Below are 19,317 nucleotides of genomic sequence, written 5' to 3'. Positions count from 1 at the left end.
TTGAAAGCCCGTTGACGTCAGTCTCAACGCCCCAAGCTGCCAATGGATGCTTGGGTCTGAGCCTTTCATCGAACCCGGCCACCTGAAGGCTTCGCCGATCTGATATAGCCCCGAAAACGCTGCGGTGATTGAGATTGGCATCGAGTTCACACTCCGTTCGCTGAGATTGATTGATAAGGGGGTGACGATGAAAGACGCTTTATTCAGGGTACCAGTGACAGTTGAGTTACCTAATGGCGAAGTTCTCACCCTGTGCAGTGCGTCCGAGACTGCCGTCTTGATGATGGAGAAGTGGCCTCAAGCGCACGGCCCAAGATATCTGGACGCGCTGCAAGCTTGCACGCACTCAATGACTACCGCGGACGATGTTGAAAAAGCCCGTCGGGCGTTTCTGGCGGCTGCCAAGGAAGCTGGTCTAAACGTGCAAGGTATCCATGATGACGACCCCCACCGCGTTCGGTGGAGCAGCCCAAATCGTCATACATCGCCGATGAGAAACGGCGGGACCGTGGACACAGGGAGGAGCAAGAAGACTTTCTCGTCCGTTTCCTGGCGCGCGAAACCGGCATCACCGAGGCGCAGGCTCAGGCACTGATCGGCATGGTTGGCACCGATCGGGCATCCCTGCTGCGGGAGGCCAGGATTTTGAAGGCGCAACGTTAAATGCCTGTCAGCTTATGGACCGCTCAGGACGGCGATCTCTGCGAGTTTGTGCTGTGCGGTAGGTATCGACCCCTCGCTATCTGCCGAATATTGGGTTCCGAAAATCTGATCGGCCCGCGCTCTCCGCCAGAGGCGCGGGCTCCCAAAGGTTTAGGTCAAGGCGTCACAATAGAAGACCTAAATTCTTCCTGTCTATCAGCATGATTTAGCTGGTGCCTGCCTGGCTGAAACGACCGTGCCGTCGTCCTTGCGAACTTCCACCGCCACGATGCCGTCCTGGGTTCTGGCCGGAAACTGCGCCAGCGCGTAATCCCGTGCGGCTTTCTCACCGTCGAACGGCATTTTCTCGACCATGCCCTGTTTGCCGTACCAAATCAGCGTGTAGGCCAGCTGCCCACTCCTTTTTGCCAATGTTTTCCTAGCGCACACCTGGTCTACATTCACGCGTACAGAGAACGCTTTCCGGGCGGATTTTATAAATCCCTATTAGGGATTCGTATCGTAAGCGCGCATTTCAGTGCACGTCGTAAAGCGGCTTGAAGCGGAGGGTCAGGCAGGCTGCTTTTTGAAGTTGTGGGGCAGCAGGTCCTCTATATCGGCGTTGTCGGGACGCTGCGGCAGTTCGGTTAGGACGTGGCGCAACCACGCGAAGGGTTCGACGCGGCATGCCCGACAGGTCAGCATGAGGCTGTAGATGACAGCGCTGGCCTTGGCCCCATCCACGGTATCGCTGAAGAGCCAACTCTTTCTTCCGGTTGCAAAAAGTCGGATGTCCCGCTCCAGAAGATTGTTGTCGATCGGCATCCTGCCGTCATCTGTATAGCGCGTCAGATATTCCCATTGATTGAGTGTATAGGAGACGGCATCGCCAAGCTTGGTGTCGGGCACGACCTTTGGAGCGATTGCGTCGAGCCAGGCCTTGAGGGCGCTCAGGACCGGGACGCTGTGTTTATGGCGAAAGCGACGCAGGTAGTCGGCCTGCGTTTCATCCCCGTCGTCCGGCTTTTCGTCCCGCGCCTGCCTTTCGATGCGGTAGAGCTGGTCGAAGAACTTGAGGGCCTGCGCCGGCGGCCCGCCGGGTTTCTTCCTTGCCTTGAGGGCTTCGACAAAGCGTCGCCTGGCATGAGCCATGCAACCGACATGCGTGGCGCCTTTCAACGTGCGCCAGGCCGAGTAGCCGTCACTCATCAAGATGCCGCGATAATCGGCGAGGAAGGTCTGCGGGTATTCTTGCCCGCGACCGGGCTGATAATCGAACAGCACGATCGGCTGCTCGCTGTCCTCGCCGTTGCGATAGGCCCACATGTACGAGGTGCTGGTGGGGGCCTTGTCCTTTTCCTTCAGCACCTGGACCGTGGTCTCGTCGCCATGGATGACGGTCTGGGACCGGAGCCGCAGCTTCAGCGCGTCATAGACGCGAATGAGGTGCCTTTCGCTCGAGCCGATCACCCAGTGGCCCAGCGCGCCGCGGCTGACAGGAACGCCGGCACGCTCGAAGGCTTGCGCCAGACGATAGAGCGGCGTGCCATCAACATATTTATGAACGAGCGCGAAGGCCAGCGTCGAGGCCGTGGCGACACTGCCAGGCAAAGGCTGCGCGGGCATCGGCGCAATGACGATTGGCGTGCTGATCCCAGTGCGGTCGCAGTGCCGGCAAGCATATTTGAACCGCGCATTCTGCAAAACCTTCGCCTTCACCTCGATATGAAGCTGCTCGGTAACCAGCTCGCCCATGCGATGCATCCGGTCGCCGCAGCACGGGCAATTCTTCTGATCGTCGGCAAGGTCGTATTCGACGCGCTCGCGCGGCAGGTTCTCCGGCAGGCGTCTTCGGCCGGGTTTCTTGCCTTCCGCCTTTTCGGCCTCCGGCAATCCCGTGTTCGGCAGATCAACGCAATCCGTCCCGTCGCAGCCCTCGTCGTCCCCTTCAACCGCGTTCTTCTCCGCTTCGTTGAAGACGCGATCCATGTGCTTTTCGCTGCGCGGCGCAAAACGATGCAGCCGCGCGAGCGCCAGTTCTTCCTCAAGCTTGACGACGCGCTGCGCAAGAGCTTCCCGCTCGGCCTTCAGCGCAGCGATTTCGGCCGCATTCGCCGCCAGAAGCGCCATCAATTCCGCAACGGTCGGGGTGCCGGCTCGATTCATCGGATTCTTGAATCTGAAGCATGCCGTAACGTCAACGGCCAAATTCAGCCGACAAACTGATATTGCCGCACCGGGTGGCGGACCATCGCGTCGATATCAATGCCGTCGAGCAGCCAGTGCAATTGCTCGGCGTCAAGCGGCACCACTGTCTCCTGCCGCCGAGGCCAGCGGAACTTGTCTTCCGTCAGCGCCTTCAGCACCATCACAAAGCCCGACCGATCAAAGAATAGTAATTTCATCCGGGTGCGGCGGCGATTGCAGAAGGCGAACACCGCGCGATCGAACGGGTTGAGGCCCATCGACTGCTCGACCAGGATCGCAAGGCTGTTGATCCCCGCCCGGAAGTCGATCGGCTCCCGGTGAAGATAGACACGTAGATCATCAGCCAGCCGGAACATCGCAACGCCCCAACGCTTCGATCATCGCCGATAGAGCCTGGGCATCCGCACCTTCAAGCTCAAGCCGCACCCCGTTCGGCAGCGACGCCTTCAAGCGCACCCGTGGCGATGTCGGCCGACCCGTCGTGGCCGGCGGCCGCGCAATCGGCGCTGCCTCGACCACTGGAATAAAGGTCGACGCCGCGCAGGCCGGCAGAACCGTCAACGCGTTCTCCGCCCGCTGGTCCTGGCGCAGCTTGACCCAATTGCGCAACTGATTGGCGTTGACCCCATGCTCCAGCGCCAGCCCTGCAACCGATACCCCGGCTCAAGGGCCGCATCGATCAAGCGTTCCTTCTCAACCGGATCAAACCGTCGCTTGCCGTTGCGAAGAACCCGCACGACCCGAAGCTGCCCTGATATTCCCGTGCCATCCAATGTCATTGTGTCCACTGTCTCCCTTGTGGACACAGACTCCCTCACTGCCTGATCAATGAACAGGTGCGGGGATTTGCGCGCTTACTTCGTATCAATCAGATCCGCACCATCCGGCGCATCTCTTCGACTATCGTGCTCTCGCTGTAAGGCTTAGGAAAAAATCGGCTTCCTTCTGGAAGCTCGATCTCTTCGATGATTGCCCTGCCAGATGCCACGATTAGCTTTACAGGCGGCCATCGGTTGCGAATGTAATGCGCCAATTTGATGCCATCCATTGTTCCGGGCATCCCGACATCGGTAAACACCAGGTCGATATCCGAACGCGCCTCCAGAAGCCGGATCGCCTCATCGGCATTGCTTGCTTCAAGCGCCTCGTACCCCGCAGATGAAACAAGGTCGACTGCTCCCATCCTGATGATAGCGATGTCTTCAACGATGAGAATGACAGCCTTGCGGGTCATGAATTTTCCGGATTGTACGGGACGAACGTTCGCGTGGCCTAACGGTTGCATGAGCTGATCATCGGGCTACGCCGCCGCTGGCAAATCTTCACCTGCGTGGGCTGTTTGCGTGTGGATAATCGACACTGCAGTGCCAGGCTTGCCGTCGGTTACCCTAATCTCACTCTGCAAATTCTTGACGAGGGCCTCGACAATGCCAGTGCCTAACCCTGGCTTTGCGGCACCTCGGCCGGTCGGTATGCCAATGCCATCGTCTTTCACAGAAAGGGTCCAATCTCCCCCATCCGAGCGATAGTCGACCGTGATCTTGCCGGAGCGTTGTTCAGGAAAGGCGTGCTTTAGTGCATTGATCACGAGTTCGGTAACGATCAGGCCCAAGCTTATCGACGCGTCCGACTTCACGACACTGTCGTCAACGGTTACGGCGATTGTGAGCCGGTCTCGATCGTAGATCATCGACGCGGCGAGGCTTTCACAGAGCTGCACGAAATATGTTCGAAGTATCACCTTGCCAGCCCCAGACGATGCAAGATGCCGCTGCACTGCTGCAATTGACATCACCCGGTTATGGGCGTCGTGCAGATGGCCGCGAGCCTCCTCGGATTGAACCCTGCGGGCGCTCTGCATCAACACGCTCGCGATGATCTGGAGGCTGTTGGCAACCCGATGCTGGACCTCCTGCATAAGGATAGCCTTCTCCCGGATCAGATCGTCCTTTTGCCTCGCGTCTGCGCGAGCGTCAGTGACGTCGGTTACCGCCATCAACAGCCGAATGTGGTCATTATCGCCATCATCCAGCTTGCGGGCGTTCACAACCAACTGTTGGATTTTCCGCCCCGGTCGAACAAGGTCAACTTCATAGGCTGCGATTTCAGCGCTTCCCGAGGCAGTCGCCTTGAGCAGCGAAGCAAGCTTTGCCATACCCCATTCGCCCGCACCAAGTTCTGACAGCATCCGGCCGGGGACCAAGGCCGGGTCGATCTCGAAGGTCCGGCAAAACGAAGCGCTGGCCGCAATAACCTTCATGCTGTCCGTCAGGAACAAAAGAGGTTCGTTTGACGACACGACCACGGCAATCGTGCTCGCAGCTTCCAAGTGTGGGGTTAGGTGTGACGCCATAATACTTGGCCCTCAGGGGCCGAAAGCTCGCGAAGCGAGCCATCACTCGGCATGAACGTCGATCGAAAAATCATGTTCAATCGAAAAACATGTCCCACGCTATCACGTCGAGCATCTTTCGCTATGAACATAAATCTGCCTTTGAACGGCGCGCAGACAAGGCCATATCCTCCCGGGACTAGCCGCGAGGCCTGACTTTATGTTGCGGCAAGCTTTCCAAGGGGTTTTCCGCCAACTTGGCTGTTCGCTGATCTTTTAGCCATAGAGTCTTCTTTTTTCGGGCCGCCAACTCATCTCTAACGCCATCGGCGGCAAAACGGCCACCGGCCACATTCGCAAAGTCGGCCCTATTGGTTCGGTAGTCTTCTTCTCTCGCAGACATATCTGATCTCCTCTGGAGATCAACGCGGTTGAGCGCCATACGGTTCCACAGTGGTAGGCTGGCACCAAGCGATCGGCTTGCAGGGAATGTATCTGTTCCGCAAGAAGCTGCCGTGCCACTTTGGAGCCACGACGTCTGACGTTCGCTCTTGAGAGGGCTGACAGCCGTCCAAGGTCTCCATTGTAATAACCGAATGCCAGCATAGCGAACTGGACCTGAAGGACGATTTCCTTGAACTTATTCACATTCCCCGGCAGCACGACCAGCGGCGCCGGCGCTGGAGTTGCTGGTAGCTGAACAGCCGACCACGGTGATCGACGAACCAATCAGGGTTGCCAGGGGACCAGCGCCAGCCGCCATGTTCTGCGGGAGGCTGAAGACGCCGGAGCCGACCATCGAAATCACCAACGCTGTCAGGGAACCCAGTCGAAGTTTCGTTGGCGCCATGGTCGCTACTTTCGAAACAGTGATATTGAAATCAGCCGTAGTCATGATGCTCTCCAAATTTGAAGGCTCTGATGGGAGGCAATGAACAGGAAACAGAGGCTGGCAGCTTCGAAGCGGATCGAATCAGAAAAGGTGCGTTCCCGGTTCACGGGTCGCCGAGTTAAAGAGCTCGCTCACCGAAATCGGATGTGTCCGATCCATTCGCCCCAGTCGCATCGTCAGGCGACGTCGGCCGGCTCGGCTTTGCGTTTTCGCCCCGTGATCATGGCTCGAACCAGGTTTTCGCGATGGCGAAAGCTTGCCAGCACAACGCCGCCAATGTGGAGGAAGACGAGCAGCAGCAGGCCGTGTGCAGCCAGGCTGTGCGCCGCCTCAACCCACGACACGCCGAAATAGGTGTCCGTCGTCATCAGCCATCCGGTCAGCCCGGTTGAACCCATCGCCGCAATCAGTAGGATCACCATCGCGCCACCAGCCGGATTGTGGCCGATGTAGTGGTCTTCGCGACTGCTCAGTATTGCCGCGAGATAGCGCAGCACCGTCGCAGGATCACGCACGAATTGTGAGAAGCGCGCATAGGGCGTGCCCATAACGCCCCACACGAGCCGCATCGCGACCAGCCCGGCAGCGGCGTATCCAGCCCAGTGATGGATATTCTCCCAGGAATGGGAGGTGAACCAGGCCGTGACGAAGCTGAGCACCAGCGCCCAGTGGAAACTTCGCACGACCCGATCCCAGACGCGTACCATCTCCGGAGATGGCTGCGCGTCCGCGGCCTCCGAAACGCTCAGATCAGTTTTCGCCGGCTTCGGCATTGTCAAGTTTTTCAAGGGTTTCGGCATTGTAGGCCAAGTTCACCTTCTTGCCGGCCTTGTCCACCGCGTAGACTTCGTAGCAGCCCTTCTCCACCTTGATCTGTCGGACAGTGAGGCCTTCGCCGGTCAACTGCGCCTCGAGCGTTGCTTTCGGCTTGAACTGTGATTTCGGGGCGGTGCTGCAGCTGCCGCCTGCGGCGAGTGCTGGCCCTGCAATCAAGCCCGCGAGGGCGGCTAGAACAAGAGTGCGGTACATGATGGCTCCATTTTTGAAGAGTGGGCGCGGATGTTGCGCCTGTGGGTAGGATTTCGAATCGACTTCAGTCAGACGGCGAACATGACGCCATCGGTGCGGCATAAACCAGTTCAACCTGACAACTGGCTGACAGCTGGATCGGCATCGCCGATCGGGCTCGCGCCGGACGGTTTGATCTGGCGCAAGGACGGCGGGTGACACCGCAAGCAGGATGACGAGCCAGGATGAAGAGCGCTTCAGCTGCCTTCCTGAAAGAGGATCGCTATGAAAACCATATCGAGGAGAGCAGCGCTCGGGCTTGCTGCCGCAATGCTCATGGCCGGCAGTGCCGGCGCCGTCCACGCTGCCTTCGCTTGTCCAGATTTCGCTGTGGGACAAGGGCGCGAGTACGGAGATGCCGATGGGTCTCGCCTATGCAGCGCCTGGCCTCGATCTCGCCAAGGCGACCATAGGGCATCAAGGCTTCGCCCGGTGCGGTGAAGGCTGGGGAGGTCACAATTCAATGTGAAAAATGACTCCCAAGGACACGTTCACGAAATGATCGTGATGTACCTTGCTGATCCCGGCAAGCCGCTTCCTTACCTTGAGGCGAGAACCGGGTCGACGAAGACAAGGCTGGCGACAAGGGCGAGGTTTCGGAGCTCGATCCCGGCAAATCAGGCTCGTTGACTGTCGATCTGAAGGCTGGAAAATACCTGCTTATCTGCAACGTGCCAGGTCACTATGGCGCCGGCATGTGGGCCGAATTCACCGTCGAGCCATAGGCCTTTCGGAAGCGGACGGGATCGGCAGTTTTGTAGGTTAACCGCCGGGGCGACGGAACGGCTGCCTGGGTAGTGCACGATGTTTGTGTGGTTGAAGACCGCATCACCGTCGCCTGACGTTGGGCATAGCGGGGAGTGGATCGTAATCCGCCTTCGCTATACCGGCACCAGAACATTGGAGGCCACGGCGTTGGCTGCCGCCACGCCGATGATCAGGCTCGCCGTCGAGACGATGCCGTCATTGGCGCCAAGCACTGCGGCCCGCAGCCAGCCAATGCGCCGCATGCAGACGGCTCATGAGGTCACCGCGCACGCCGTGCGGCTGGCCGCAGCATCCTGATGAGCACCCCCGATTTACATAATAATGCTGCCATAGAGGGAGACGGACAACGATGACAACCGCTTGGCGAGATCATGGATCTCGCCCATGGCACCAAGGCTGAAGTACCACGCCAAAGCTCCGGTTATCGGCATGCCGAAAATGAACAAGTAAAGCACCAACAACGCGCGATAGGGATTTGCGTTGCCGCCTACACGTGAACGTCGCCAAAGGAAAGTTCGCCGTCGTGACCGATAGTGAGAAAAGGTCGTGACCAGCAGGCCGGCGTAGAGTCCCGCCGGACCAGAACCACGATGACTAAGCCGGGGATTGGCCCCAGCGCTGCCGCACTAACGGCCTCGCGTACCGAACCGACGAAGCCGACGCGGACGCCTTCGGTGAGAAGACTAGGCGTCGACAGTTTGAGGATCCAGGCAAGCAGAAGGATCAGCAGCATGTGGATGTAGTTTCGGCGCAGACGCCGCGCTAACGCAACGCGTTGTGAGACCAGAAATTTGGGCGCGCGGAGGCTCTCCCCGACGATCAACAGCCAATCGGAGGCAAAGTCCGGCTGCGGTGAGAAAATCTGTGCAAAATAGTGGCGCTCGAATTGTCTGACGCGGGGCGCGGTAGAAGTCGAAGAAGCGATATCGCCGTGCCTCTATCCACAGCAACAAGAGGACAAGCAACATGGCGAACAGGAGCACGCCGTGATGCGCGCTGGCCGTCGAAAGCGATATGGAAAGCATCGCCGCGACGACCGTTATAGCCCAGTTGCTCGTCCGGTCCAGACGGTCGCGCCATCCCGCCATGCGCGCAATCTCCGCGCGATGGAAATGCGACATCACGGTGACGAGTTCGCCAGACGAAAACGGTCTTCCGATGGGTTGCGGGGCCGCCAACGCATCTGCCATGACCACATCTCCACCCTGCTTGGAAAACAGTTTAATGGAGATATCGTTCCCGAGCCTGCTTGACACCTTCCCCGCCGGAGGGCGCAGCCAGACTTTCTTGCGAACGCACAACGTCACAGGGCGCCGGGCCTGCCGTCGATGTGCTGTCTTGATTGCGATCCGACCCATCACCGGGCCGCGCTATGAGGTCGATATCCGGGATATGCCCCTCGGCGCTGAAGCGGATGAGGTGTGCGCACTTCATGTGGATGTCGCCGCCATGCGCGCCGCTGCTACCGCCCGCCATCAGCTCCTCGAAACCATCGCCCGCGCGCGCGATGAAAGTAAGGTGTACGCAATAGGCTAATCACAAATCGGCAGACAAATGCGGAGACGCGACCACGGACCGGAGGGGCGATGTGGTACGGGTTGAAGCTGGCGACAACCGTTCAAGTTGGTCAGAAGAACGAGTTTGAGAATTCAGGTCCTGAACCGGTCGATTCTTCAGAGGCGATTGTTGCTCGGACGCTGGATTCAAACCTGGCGACACCCAGCACGAAACCGCCTTTAACCGGCGGCTTCGTGCCGAATGGATGCTACTTCGCCATCTTCTCGCATTCTTTCGTTGCCTCAGGCGTCGAGGTGTCCACCATGTAGGTCTTGCCGTCGGCGCCGGTCATCATCATGACGCAATGATCGAGGGGCTTCGACATCTTCATCATGTCGCCCATCATCTTTTCATCGGTCATGGTCATCGTTCCCATGTGACCGTCAGGCATCACGGCGATGACCTCGCCACCTTTCATCATTTTCATCATGCCCATCGCATCATCGGCCAAGACCGGTGTAGCCGAAAGGCCGAACAGACAGAACAGAGTGGTTAGTTTCAACGCGTTCATTGTTTCCTCCTTGTTGCGCCATTGCATGGCGCAACGGTTGCGGTGTTTCGGGCGCTTCAAGTCGACGTCTCCACGGCCGCCCGATGCCGTCGGGAGTTTCTTCAAAAACGTGTCGTCAAGGCCGTCAGCCACGCGGGCGAGGCGTTAACGAAGGCGGTTTCAATCGCCTTGTCGACGCCGGTGAGTATCGCAGCGGCGGTGGTGATCAGCACAAACCCGAGCGCGATTTTCAGCCCGCTGCCGGCACTGGCCAACTGACCGCGCCAGCGCAAAAGAGTTTCGCGCGACAGTGTCCCAAGGATCAAAAGCGGAAGTGCCGCGCCGATCCCGAAAATGATCATAGTGACGGCAACCTGCGCGAGGTTATGACCTTGCGCCGCAAGCACGGATGCGGCGCCCAACGTCGGACCGACGCATGGACTCCAGACCGCACCGAGCAACAGGCCGACTCCGAACTGGCCCCACAGCCCGACCGACGAAAATCCGCCGAAGCGTTGTTCGGCCCAATTGCCGACCGGCCCCGCGGCGAGCGAGAATTGCGCCTGAAATGAAGGAACGACGAGGACGAAACCGAGGCAAAGCATCACGATCGCGGCGGCGCTCCGGAAGATGCCGCCGTCAAGCCCGATTGAAAACCCGATCGTCGCGATGAAAAGACCGATGGTGGTAAACGAAATGGCCAAGCCAGCCGCTAGCGCCGCAGGGCCGTAGCGATGCTGGCTCGCCGCGGCACCGAGCACGACCGGGATCAAAGGAAGGACGCAGGGCGAAACCGTCGATAGCACACCCGCAAGCAACGAAAAACCCAGTCCACCAAGCATAGCGGTCGCTCAGATCGTCGTATCGAGCAGCTGCTTGATGGCATCCGCCTTGGTTTCGCCGACCAGTCTTCCGACTTCTGTGGCGCCCTTGAAGGTGATCAGCGTGCTCTGCATTTGCGCGTTGAAAGCCCGCACGACATCCTTTTGGGCGTCGAAGTCAACTTCGAAGACCGCCAGATTCTTGTGCTCAGGCATGGGTAGCAGCCCTCCAAGCACCTGCTTCTGCGCCTTGCAAGTCGGGCACCACGACGCGGTGATCTCGACCAGGATTGGCTTGCCCGCCTTTTGCGCGGCGTCGAAAGCCTGCTGGGTGAAGGCCATCTGATCGGCGGCGAGCGCGGAAGGAGCCGAGGCGAACGTTGATGCGGCGGTCAGAGCGATGAGAAAAGCACGTCGATCAAGCATGGCTCACTCCTGAACTGTCTGCCCACCAAAAAAGGGTGACGGCGGACATGAGATGATAATTCGTACTTCGTCACGGAAAGCCGATTTGTTACATTTGGCGCGATACTCCACACCTGACAAAGATCCGTTCGGCTTCTTTGCCGCACCGGTCATAGGGGCTTTTTGCGAAGCTCGTTTTCCTAGCGGCTGTATAGCCTGCATGCGCGTTATAGCGCGTTGCATGGCTTCCGAGATCATCTCAGGCAATACGCTGCTCCCGGTCGTTCGGCTTGTCGCAATTCTGAACCTTGCCCAAGTGCTGACAGGGATTCAGCTATGGAAGGAGGATCATAACGAGCACCGACCACATTCGACCCTTGCCAACATCACGCCAGCCGAGTTCGCATCGAAAATGAGACTGGAAAAGCTGGCCGCATGAGGCCACAAATCATGATCCGATCTCCAGGAACTGGACCGTTCAGAATTGAGTTTTCCGCTGTAATTTCCAGCCCGGAATTCAATGATCGACAGATCGTGCAGGGAGGCGCTTACTACGAGGCAACCCGCCGAAAAATACTGATTTGGAATGACTGAGTTGAACCCCAAGGCGTCACATGCGTATGCTGCCGAGTGTCGACTAACTCGAATCCCGGCCCGAGCGTCTGGCCGAGGCTCGTCGCATCATAACGCTCTACGCGAAGACCGCTACATCGGTCTGGCCCGTCAGGGGCAAAAGTGGCAATGATCGCGTGTCCTCCGGCCTTTAGGGCTCGCCTCAGGCGCGCGACGTAGGCAACACGATCCTGCTCCTCGGTAAGGAAATGGAAGGCGGCTCTGTCATGCCAGATGTCGTAGGTTTTGCGACGGCTCCCATCTCGTGGCATCGGCAACGAGCCAATGGGCTTGCGCGGCCCGTTCTCCAAGGCGGGTTTTGGCAGCCTCCAATGCGGCGAAGGACAAATCAAGGACCGTGATGTCCCTAAAGCCCTTTTCGATAAGGCTATCAACCAGACGTGAAGCACCCCCTCCGATGTCGATGATAGCCAGGTCGTTGGTTGGCGCTAAAGCGGCAATCAGTTCGAGCGAAGGAGCGGGATTCTCTTCAAACCAGCTGACTTCTTTCTCGCTTTTCCTGGTGTACACGTCCTCCCAATGGGCCTGACGGCTCTCGCTTCCCATAAGTTTCTCCCTCCGGTTCAAGGTTAGCGGAATATGGTCACTCCACCCATTCTCGACAACAAGCACATAGCCACGACATCCGTATTTACCCCTGCGGCTCTGTTGCGAGAGGCTCGGCGACAGAAGGGGTTGGCCGCTGAGCAAGTGCCGCCAGTATGCATTCTGGATCCGGATGGCGACTTGGTACGCCACTTGCGCCGAACGGGGTCAGCGCAACCGTTTGCGAACTGGCCCTGCTATCACACCGAACTGGACACATTCGACCTTGGCGGCCAGCGTGTCGGGATTGTGGGGCGGGTGGTCGGCGCGTCCTTTGCCGTCCTCGTAGCCGAAGAACTTTTCGCCACTGGATGCCAGCTGCTCGTGAGCCTCACCTCGGCCGGGCAGATTGTGCCGGCGGGGCCTCCACCTTACTTTGTCGTCATCGACAGGGCGTTGCGGGACGAGGGGACCAGCTATCACTACGCTCCTCCGTCGGAGTTCGCCGAGGCTGTCCCTGACCTTGTGACGCGGGCGGCAAGCGCGCTGGCGCAGACGGGGCTGCATAGCATTGTCGGGGCAAGCTGGACGACGGATGCGCCCTTTCGTGAAACCATCGAAGCCATCAACGCAGCGCGGACCAAAGGCATCCTCGCGGTTGAGATGGAGGCGGCTGCACTTTACACTTTTGCCCGCACTGCAGGCGCGCGGGTGCTCTGCCTTGCTCATGTCACCAATACGATGGGGCAGAGCGGGGATGATTTCGAGAAAGGAGATGCGGACGGCGCACGGGACGCACTGATGGCGCTTGAAAGCGTGATTGTCGGTCTGCACGACATTTGATTTTTGCATGGACACGTCAATGGCCGCGTGGTTCCAACTTTCGATCTGATCGCGCCTCGATGGCGCCTGTACGATCCCTGGTCCGACGCTTCGCATCAGACGGGGTCAGCCGATCCGTATTGTCGTCGAGAACGGGCTTGACGAAAACACCACGGTTCATTGGCACGGCATCAGGTTGTAGAACGCCATGGATGGCGTGCCGGGCTTGACACAATCGCCGATCAAGCCCGCCGAGCGTTTCACCTACGAATTCACACCACCTAATGCCGGCACCTTCTGGCATCACATCGCCATCAGGATCGACCAGGCAAGTTCGCGAGAGACGGCCGCCGCTTGATCAACATCGTTTGATCACGCGGTCGGGCTTCTTTGCGATGACAAGTGGTAACGACGGTCGATCCGGAGCGGACCTTTTGGGCCTAAGTCTTGATCCTTCATGGCCTGCGGCACTGGTTTGAGCGTAAGAGTGAGCAGCGTGGTGGCGGACAACGGATCTCACGCCACGGTTATAACATTCATCGGCTCATGGAGTCTGAAACCGGCCGCCGGGCGATGGCGAACAGGGATCTTGGCGCCGACTGCGTGGCTCATGCTCGCATGTTTTTCAACCGCAAGGAATACGACCGTGCATCTGCCGAACCGCCGACCTTCGCCCTGCTGCCGACGCCCTGCGGCGAGACTACGGTGCCTTGATCGCCATGATCTGTGGCCCTATGCCGAATTTCGACTTGGTGCTCCGGAGCGTCCGACGGTTGGAAAACCCTTTTGAATAGGCCCGAGGGCCGACTTCCGTCCGTTCGCCATTTGTGCTCAAAAAGTCGCGTAATGGGCAGTCTGGAAACGGCTGACCGATCCTACAAGCGCTAATCTGAATGTCCTCTAAGACGCACGCCTAACGGTAGTCCGTCTTGGGTCAAGGGGCTATCGCCGAGCGGTATCGAGCATCGACCGATGCGGATGCAGTGAGTATCATCGTTCGATAGCGACCCAGCAGTAACGACTTGATTTGCAATGTTGAAACCTTCGCCGACGGCTCGATGATACAGGCTGAGTCGATAGCCCGAGGGATCGAAAGCTCGATATCCTCGGGGGTAAGATTTGCGATCAGGATGCGGGTACTCTCGCCGCTGCGATATGCAACAGCCGCGATACCCGAGCGATCGAAAGACACCTCGTAGCGCTCCGCACCGGCTGCGGCCGCGAGCGCGGCGTGGACTGCCTGGATAGGAAGGTGAATTCCGGTCGGGCCGAGCAGGCCGAATGAACCGTTTGGAGACGCGATCATGAGTCGGTCGACACCAGCCGCGGCAGCCTCAGCTGCGACACCAACCGCGAAGGCCGCACCGAACAGCGCGCCATGCCGAGGGTCCTCGCCCGAAGCAGGTATTCTGACACGACCAGGATTTGCTGCCACACCGGGGCCGTAGGGATTGTGGCGCATTCCGATCGTGCAGGGACCGAGCCAAATCGGTTTTTCCGGGCACAGACACCGCGCCGTGGCGATGACGGAAGGATAGACGCCCAAGGTTTCCATGACGGAAAGGTCATCGGCTGCATGTACGACCGCGGCGTTGCCGAAGAAGATGAAATCGGCATCGCCGATTGGCGGGTTGCGATTGAATTCAGTGAACAAGGAAGGGGTGCCGGCGCCGATGGCAGCAGTGATACCGGTTGATTTGAGCGCGTCAACGAGATCGCTGACTGGCCGTTCGCCCGGAGGGACCAGGTTCGACCCCCTTGTCTTGAATTCCCGCCGGGGTGAAATCAGGACAGCGCTGGCTTCGATACCCGACGACCGGATCGCATTGACGACAGCCTTTGCCTCCGACGTCGGGTCGACCGCATCGAAGACCGCCTCGATCGCCAGCAGGGCTCCGATCGAGGCAGCCAATCTGGATGCCTCTGCCAGCGTCTTTGCATTATGTCCGCGCGAGCTGTCGAATCGGATAATAACTTGCTGTGCCGGGCCCAGCAGGGGTGCTGAGGCCAAGGCTTCGGGCAGGTCATCTGGGTCGAGAAACAGAGCCATGGCCGGCATCCGTCCGGCAGGTCCACCTAGCGTCAGCGTCGCCCGGTCTGCGGCTCGAGGGCGGGTCTTCGGTGTCTTGGCCTGGATGGAGACCGTGACACGCTGGACATCCTTCGAACCGCTGGCGATGATATAGGGTCGCGGCTTCGACAGCGGACGGACATATGCCTTGAACGAGGCGTCGGTCCAGTTGCGCTGATCCTCCATCTCGAAAACATCGCCTTCCATGCTGACCGTGCAGACCATGTCGGGTTGCGGCTCGTGCGTCATCGTGGCGATGTCGAAGGCCGGCTGATCTGGGCTGATCGCCTCGGGAAATACCGTTTCCTCGATCCGGCCGTCACTGTGTGTGATCGCCAGCCGTCCGCCTGCTGTCTCGGAAGGATGGAGCACAACGAACCCGGTGCGATTGGTTGGGAAGTCAGTGAGAGCGACGCCTTCCGCTTCCATCGTCAGCGCGCCGGAATCCTTGCCTCTTATTGTCATCCGGTAGGAAAAGCGGCCCTGCGGACCGGTGCACAGCCCGTCGTAGCCAACCTCAAACGTGGCCTCGTCTTCCGATATGCGAATGTTCGAAAGCTCTGCCTTGTATGTGCCCCAGGATGCGTCTCGCGCCAGATAGTTGATCGCTCGGACCGCCTCGACGCCAGCGAAGCAGATCGTGCGAAGGTTGCCCTCTTCAAGGATCGCGGTCAGCGGTCCGGCCGTAAGGGTCCGACGTTCGGCAACCGGCTCGTTCGTCCCGAACAGATCAAACGCGGTGACGTAGCCGCTCATATGCGTTCCGCGACCTTGGCATTTTCCAGCACGGCATAGGCGAGAACGGTCTTGTTGATCACCAGGTCGCGCGAGCGCTGGTCGAATTGACGGAAATGGTCCGAGGCAAGATGCAGGTCAAAGGCCGCGCGATCCGTATATATCTCATAGAGGAAAACACCCGTGGAACCGGTTGCATCCAACGGCGTCAACACATCGAAGCGCAAGCAATCCGGCTCGAGCTTGACGGAAAGCGCCGCGTTCTCGCTAACCAGCCGATGAAATTCGGGAAGGCCGCCCTTGATAAGTTCAAACGTCACGGTGATCGCGAAGGTGGCTGCACGGGCCTTTTGCTTCGATCGCCTTTGCGCCTTTTGCTGACCCATCGCAGTCATTGTGCCCACCGCTCCATCGAGAGGGCGCCGGTGTTTTCTTTCCATTGGGCGGGAATGATTGCCCGATGTTCGGCGGCCGCGCGATAGGCTGCGTCAACCAGGGCGTAGGTCTTGAGATTATCCTTGCCGGAGGTTTCGGCAGGCACGCCGCGCTGAAGGCAATCGAGAAAATGGCGGCAGGCCATGAATGCGCCTTCTTGCGCGACATGCCAGGGATTGCTGGTCCAGGACCGCAATGGTGAGCCGATGTCCTCCTCGGTCGTTGTTCCGTTGCTGGTGACCCGCATGATCGAGCCCGGACGAACGATGATCGAGCCTTTGTCGCCCTCGATCTCCACCAGCGTTTCCGGAAACGGATCGGGGTCGCGCCGTGCCTCGTATGTGCATTCGACAACGCTGACGGCGCCGCTGCGATGGCGCAAAAGCATCGTGGCCGTGTCCTCGGCCCGCACTTTGGGATTGCGGCGCTGGGTCTCACAGGAGATGCGCTCGACCTCGCCGAGAAAGAAGCGTGCGAGGTCGAGCACATGGATGCCGACATCGGCGATTGCCAGCCGTTCCTCGTCGTAGAAATAAGGCTGCGTGAGATAGACGTCGAAGCCGGTTCGGAATGTCACTCGCGCCCAGTTCGGCGTGCCGATGGCGCCGCTGTCGATGACGCGCCGAACATGGCGCATCGGCGTCTGGAAGCGAAAATTTTCATGCACCGCGAGCCACACGCCGGCCTTTGCGGCTGCCTCGACAATGGCGACGCAGTCGTCCCAGTTCGGGGCCAACGGCTTTTGCACGATAATGGCAACGCCTCGCGCAATCGCCAGTTCGCAGAGCGCGCGGTGCGTGTCGTGACGGGTGACGATGTCGACGCCGTCAAGACGCTCGGTCGCAAGCAAAGCAGCGGCATCCGTGTAAAAGGGCACGCCAAATGTCCGGCCCGCTGCCTCGGCTTTGCCGGGATCCACATCACAGACCGCGGCAAGCACGGCCCCATCGGCAGCGAGTTCCTTCCACGCATGCAGATGGTTCTGCGCGTAGAAGCCGCAGCCGATCACCCCAATCCGGATCGCCACCGTCGCCATGTTTATCCCGCAACGATGGGTGTTCTAAGGATGCCGATGCCATCGGCTTCGATCTCGACGACGTCGCCGGCCTTCATGAAGATCGGCGGCTTCTGGAAGATGCCGACGCCGGCCGGCGTTCCCGTCGAGACGATGTCGCCAGGTTCGAGCGGAATGTATTGCGACAGGAAGGAGACGAGTTGCGGCAGGGAAAACAGCCAGTCCGAAGTGCTGCCGTCCTGCAGGGTCTTGCCGTTCAGCCGTGTCTTCAGCGCGACATTATCGGGATGCGGCATCGCGTCCGAGGTCACGATGCACGGACCGATCGGCGAGAAGCCGGCAAAGTTCTTGCCGATGGTGATCTGGTTGTCCTTGAATTGGACGTCACGTGCCGAAATGTCGTTGAGAAGCGTATAGCCGAAGATTGCCGGCATCACGTCGGCTTCCTTTGCTTTGTGCAGTTTCTTGCCGATGACGGCGGAAAACTCCACCTCGTAGTCCATCTGCTCTGTCCTGACAGGCTTTTCAACCGGCACATTGGGTCCGACCACCGAGGTCGGCAGCTTGGTGAAGAAAAACGGTTCGGTCGGCATTTTCGCGTTGGGATTTTCCTCGGCGTGGCCCTTGTAGTTGATGCCGGAGCACAGCACCTTGCCCGGGCGGATCGGCGCCTCGAGGATCACGTCCGCGAGCGCATGGCGCGGAGCCTTGGCAAGGCCATCGCGGATACGGTCGAGGATGGCTTTGCCGCCCAGCACGATCTCCATCACGCTGCCGGCGATACCGGCTTCCGTCAGGCAGGCGACGTGATCGCCGTCGAGCACGCCGGCATGATGACTGTGGCCTCCCTGAGGGTGGGAGAAGGTAACAAGCTTCATCTAGTCCTCCGAAAGGAATACGGCCTTGTGCAGGGCCATTGGATTGTCCGCGAGTTTCTGGAAGACGGCCGGCGCTTCGCTGAGCGCGAAGGAGCTTGCAATCTTCGGGTAGTGAATCTTGCCCGAGGCAAGCAATTCGAGTGCCTCGGGAAAACAATCGACGGAGGCACGTGAGCCCAGGATGGTCACCTCCTTGCGGGTGAAATCGAGACCCGGGAAGGTGACGCCGACGCCTTTCTTCAGCAGCCCTAGAATGACGATGCGCCCGCCGGCGGCGACGAGCTCGATGGTCTGTTCCATGACCGGAGCAACGCCTGTTGCTTCCATGACGACCGGCATGCCTTCGCCCTTGGTGATCTCAAGCACGCGCTCAACCAGGCCAACTCCTCCGGCGATCGGGATAGCGCCAAGATCGGCGGCGGTGGACAATCGGTCTGGCGAGATATCGGTGGCATAGACCTTGGCGCCGAGCGCGCACGCGACCTCAACGATCGCCAGACCGATTGGTCCTGCACCGAGTACCAGCACGGTATCTTCAGCCGTGACCACGCCGCGCCGGCACCCCTGCACGCCGATCGCCACCGGCTCCGCGAAGGCAGCCTCGAAATCGGTAATATTGTCGGGCACAACATTCAGGTTCTGAGCCGGCGCCGTGACGAAGTCCGCAAAGCCGCCCTCGCGATGAACGCCAACAATGGTGAGGTTGGCGCAGCAATTGCGCTTGCCGAGCCGGCAGGGATAGCAGCGGCCGCAGCCGACGAAGGGATCGACGACGACGCGTGTGCCGATCGCGGGGCCGCTGGTGCCCGGGCCATAGGCCTCGACCACGCCAGCGATCTCGTGGCAGCCGATCCTTGGATAGGTCACGTAAGGGTTCTTGCCGGTGTAGATGTAAAGGTCGCCAGCACACAGCCCCGCGGCCCTGACCCGAACGAGAACCTCGCCCTGGCCTGGAACCGGCTTCGGCGCTTCCGCGATGCGCAAGCTGAACGGCTCATCAAAGATTGCGGCACGCATGTC

At 59.6% G+C, this 19,317-nt stretch carries 23 protein-coding genes and 6 pseudogenes; 8 read left to right on the top strand and 21 right to left on the bottom strand.

The features are described 5' to 3' along the window. Positions 1-187: 187 nt before the first annotated feature. Both GA829_RS37700 and GA829_RS34150 read left to right on the top strand, forming a co-directional pair. A pseudogene (locus GA829_RS37700) lies at positions 188-361 on the top strand (DUF982 domain-containing protein); the annotation flags it as partial. A 98-nt stretch (positions 362-459) separates the two neighbouring features. Continuing rightward, complete coding sequence (locus tag GA829_RS34150; protein WP_258052436.1) at positions 460-663, top strand: hypothetical protein; 204 nt, start codon at positions 460-462, stop codon at positions 661-663. 195 nt (positions 664-858) lie between these two features. On the opposite strand, the gene GA829_RS34145 is transcribed toward GA829_RS34150, so the two are convergent. The 10 genes and pseudogenes from GA829_RS34145 to GA829_RS37065 form a co-directional block, all read right to left on the bottom strand. Next, positions 859-1,074, bottom strand: a complete 216-nt coding sequence (locus GA829_RS34145; protein ID WP_195180213.1) for a hypothetical protein — start codon at positions 1,072-1,074, stop codon at positions 859-861. 138 nt (positions 1,075-1,212) lie between these two features. Next, the gene (gene tnpC, locus GA829_RS34140) at positions 1,213-2,808 is read right to left on the bottom strand and encodes an IS66 family transposase (RefSeq protein WP_195180212.1); all 1,596 of its coding nucleotides are present in this window, start codon (positions 2,806-2,808) and stop codon (positions 1,213-1,215) included. A gap of 44 nt (positions 2,809-2,852) precedes the next feature. Next, on the bottom strand, positions 2,853-3,206 hold the full coding sequence (gene tnpB, locus GA829_RS34135; protein ID WP_195180211.1) for an IS66 family insertion sequence element accessory protein TnpB: 354 nt from the start codon (positions 3,204-3,206) through the stop codon (positions 2,853-2,855). Then, positions 3,190-3,629: pseudogene (gene tnpA / locus GA829_RS34130) on the bottom strand (IS66-like element accessory protein TnpA). The gene tnpB and the pseudogene tnpA overlap by 17 nt, the downstream one beginning before the upstream one ends. A gap of 89 nt (positions 3,630-3,718) precedes the next feature. After that, positions 3,719-4,084, bottom strand: a complete 366-nt coding sequence (locus GA829_RS34125; RefSeq protein WP_195180210.1) for a response regulator — start codon at positions 4,082-4,084, stop codon at positions 3,719-3,721. A gap of 66 nt (positions 4,085-4,150) precedes the next feature. After that, positions 4,151-5,203, bottom strand: coding sequence for a sensor histidine kinase (locus tag GA829_RS34120; protein WP_195180209.1), 1,053 nt, complete (start codon positions 5,201-5,203; stop codon positions 4,151-4,153). Positions 5,204-5,381: 178 nt separating this feature from the next. Next, positions 5,382-5,585: a hypothetical protein gene (locus tag GA829_RS34115; protein WP_195180208.1), complete on the bottom strand. Its 204-nt coding sequence runs from the start codon at positions 5,583-5,585 to the stop codon at positions 5,382-5,384. A gap of 237 nt (positions 5,586-5,822) precedes the next feature. Next, a complete protein-coding gene (locus GA829_RS34110; protein WP_195180217.1) occupies positions 5,823-6,077 on the bottom strand; it encodes a hypothetical protein in 255 nt (84 codons plus the stop codon). Between the two features lie 173 nt (positions 6,078-6,250). Further along, positions 6,251-6,781, bottom strand: coding sequence for a cytochrome b/b6 domain-containing protein (locus GA829_RS34105; RefSeq protein WP_195180215.1), 531 nt, complete (start codon positions 6,779-6,781; stop codon positions 6,251-6,253). 43 nt (positions 6,782-6,824) lie between these two features. Next, positions 6,825-7,445, bottom strand: a complete 621-nt coding sequence (locus GA829_RS37065) for a PepSY domain-containing protein (RefSeq protein WP_258052435.1) — start codon at positions 7,443-7,445, stop codon at positions 6,825-6,827. Between the two features lie 323 nt (positions 7,446-7,768). On the opposite strand from GA829_RS37065, the gene GA829_RS37060 reads away from it, so the two are divergent. Next, the gene (locus GA829_RS37060) at positions 7,769-7,867 is read left to right on the top strand and encodes a sulfocyanin-like copper-binding protein (protein ID WP_258052434.1); all 99 of its coding nucleotides are present in this window, start codon (positions 7,769-7,771) and stop codon (positions 7,865-7,867) included. 165 nt (positions 7,868-8,032) lie between these two features. Here GA829_RS37060 and GA829_RS34090 read toward each other — a convergent pair. Continuing rightward, positions 8,033-8,152: pseudogene (locus GA829_RS34090) on the bottom strand (VIT1/CCC1 transporter family protein); the annotation flags it as partial. Between the two features lie 245 nt (positions 8,153-8,397). Then, positions 8,398-9,034: pseudogene (locus tag GA829_RS34085) on the bottom strand (DUF2270 domain-containing protein). On the opposite strand from GA829_RS34085, the gene GA829_RS37055 reads away from it, so the two are divergent. Further along, positions 8,925-9,446 (top strand): hypothetical protein, encoded by a 522-nt coding sequence (locus GA829_RS37055; protein WP_258052437.1) that lies wholly within the window; start codon positions 8,925-8,927, stop codon positions 9,444-9,446. The pseudogene GA829_RS34085 and the gene GA829_RS37055 sit on opposite strands and share 110 nt — an antisense overlap. Positions 9,447-9,675: 229 nt before the next feature. Here the strand turns inward: GA829_RS37055 and GA829_RS34075 are convergent, their stop codons facing one another. The 3 genes from GA829_RS34075 to GA829_RS34065 all read right to left on the bottom strand — a co-directional run bounded on the left by GA829_RS34075 (position 9,676) and on the right by GA829_RS34065 (position 11,204). Beyond that, positions 9,676-9,978 carry a hypothetical protein gene (locus GA829_RS34075; RefSeq protein WP_195180206.1) on the bottom strand — a complete coding sequence of 101 codons (303 nt, stop codon included), beginning with the start codon at positions 9,976-9,978 and terminating at the stop codon, positions 9,676-9,678. 101 nt (positions 9,979-10,079) lie between these two features. Further along, a complete protein-coding gene (locus GA829_RS34070; protein WP_195180205.1) occupies positions 10,080-10,799 on the bottom strand; it encodes a cytochrome c biogenesis CcdA family protein in 720 nt (239 codons plus the stop codon). Between the two features lie 9 nt (positions 10,800-10,808). After that, a complete protein-coding gene (locus GA829_RS34065) occupies positions 10,809-11,204 on the bottom strand; it encodes a thioredoxin family protein (RefSeq protein WP_195180204.1) in 396 nt (131 codons plus the stop codon). A gap of 220 nt (positions 11,205-11,424) precedes the next feature. On the opposite strand from GA829_RS34065, the gene GA829_RS34060 reads away from it, so the two are divergent. Continuing rightward, the gene (locus tag GA829_RS34060) at positions 11,425-11,622 is read left to right on the top strand and encodes an integrase core domain-containing protein (protein WP_195180203.1); all 198 of its coding nucleotides are present in this window, start codon (positions 11,425-11,427) and stop codon (positions 11,620-11,622) included. Between the two features lie 112 nt (positions 11,623-11,734). Here GA829_RS34060 and GA829_RS34055 read toward each other — a convergent pair. Then, a pseudogene (locus GA829_RS34055) lies at positions 11,735-12,362 on the bottom strand (class I SAM-dependent methyltransferase). Between the two features lie 33 nt (positions 12,363-12,395). Here GA829_RS34055 and GA829_RS34050 point away from each other — a divergent pair. The 3 genes and pseudogenes from GA829_RS34050 to GA829_RS34040 all read left to right on the top strand — a co-directional run bounded on the left by GA829_RS34050 (position 12,396) and on the right by GA829_RS34040 (position 13,877). Further along, complete coding sequence (locus GA829_RS34050; protein WP_195180202.1) at positions 12,396-13,184, top strand: nucleoside phosphorylase; 789 nt, start codon at positions 12,396-12,398, stop codon at positions 13,182-13,184. 70 nt (positions 13,185-13,254) lie between these two features. Further along, positions 13,255-13,521 (top strand): annotated as a pseudogene (locus tag GA829_RS34045) (multicopper oxidase domain-containing protein); the annotation flags it as partial. 89 nt (positions 13,522-13,610) lie between these two features. Then, positions 13,611-13,877: a hypothetical protein gene (locus tag GA829_RS34040; protein WP_195180201.1), complete on the top strand. Its 267-nt coding sequence runs from the start codon at positions 13,611-13,613 to the stop codon at positions 13,875-13,877. A 220-nt stretch (positions 13,878-14,097) separates the two neighbouring features. On the opposite strand, the gene GA829_RS34035 is transcribed toward GA829_RS34040, so the two are convergent. The 5 genes from GA829_RS34035 to GA829_RS34015 form a co-directional block, all read right to left on the bottom strand. Further along, positions 14,098-15,663 (bottom strand): hypothetical protein, encoded by a 1,566-nt coding sequence (locus tag GA829_RS34035; RefSeq protein ID WP_258052433.1) that lies wholly within the window; start codon positions 15,661-15,663, stop codon positions 14,098-14,100. A gap of 323 nt (positions 15,664-15,986) precedes the next feature. Further along, positions 15,987-16,289 carry a putative quinol monooxygenase gene (locus tag GA829_RS34030; RefSeq protein WP_258052432.1) on the bottom strand — a complete coding sequence of 101 codons (303 nt, stop codon included), beginning with the start codon at positions 16,287-16,289 and terminating at the stop codon, positions 15,987-15,989. Positions 16,290-16,360: 71 nt separating this feature from the next. Continuing rightward, entirely contained in the window at positions 16,361-17,440 is a 1,080-nt protein-coding gene (locus tag GA829_RS34025) for a Gfo/Idh/MocA family protein (RefSeq protein WP_195180199.1), read from the bottom strand. 2 nt (positions 17,441-17,442) lie between these two features. Then, on the bottom strand, positions 17,443-18,297 hold the full coding sequence (locus tag GA829_RS34020) for a fumarylacetoacetate hydrolase family protein (RefSeq protein WP_195180198.1): 855 nt from the start codon (positions 18,295-18,297) through the stop codon (positions 17,443-17,445). Continuing rightward, the gene (locus GA829_RS34015; RefSeq protein ID WP_195180197.1) at positions 18,298-19,314 is read right to left on the bottom strand and encodes a zinc-binding alcohol dehydrogenase family protein; all 1,017 of its coding nucleotides are present in this window, start codon (positions 19,312-19,314) and stop codon (positions 18,298-18,300) included. Between the last annotated feature and the right edge of the window lie 3 nt (positions 19,315-19,317).

It is taken from the genome of Mesorhizobium sp. INR15, assembly GCF_015500075.1.
GTDB lineage: Bacteria > Pseudomonadota > Alphaproteobacteria > Rhizobiales > Rhizobiaceae > Mesorhizobium.
The sequence above is the reverse complement of the archived record's forward strand: the minus strand, read 5'-3'. Positions and strand labels throughout refer to the sequence as shown.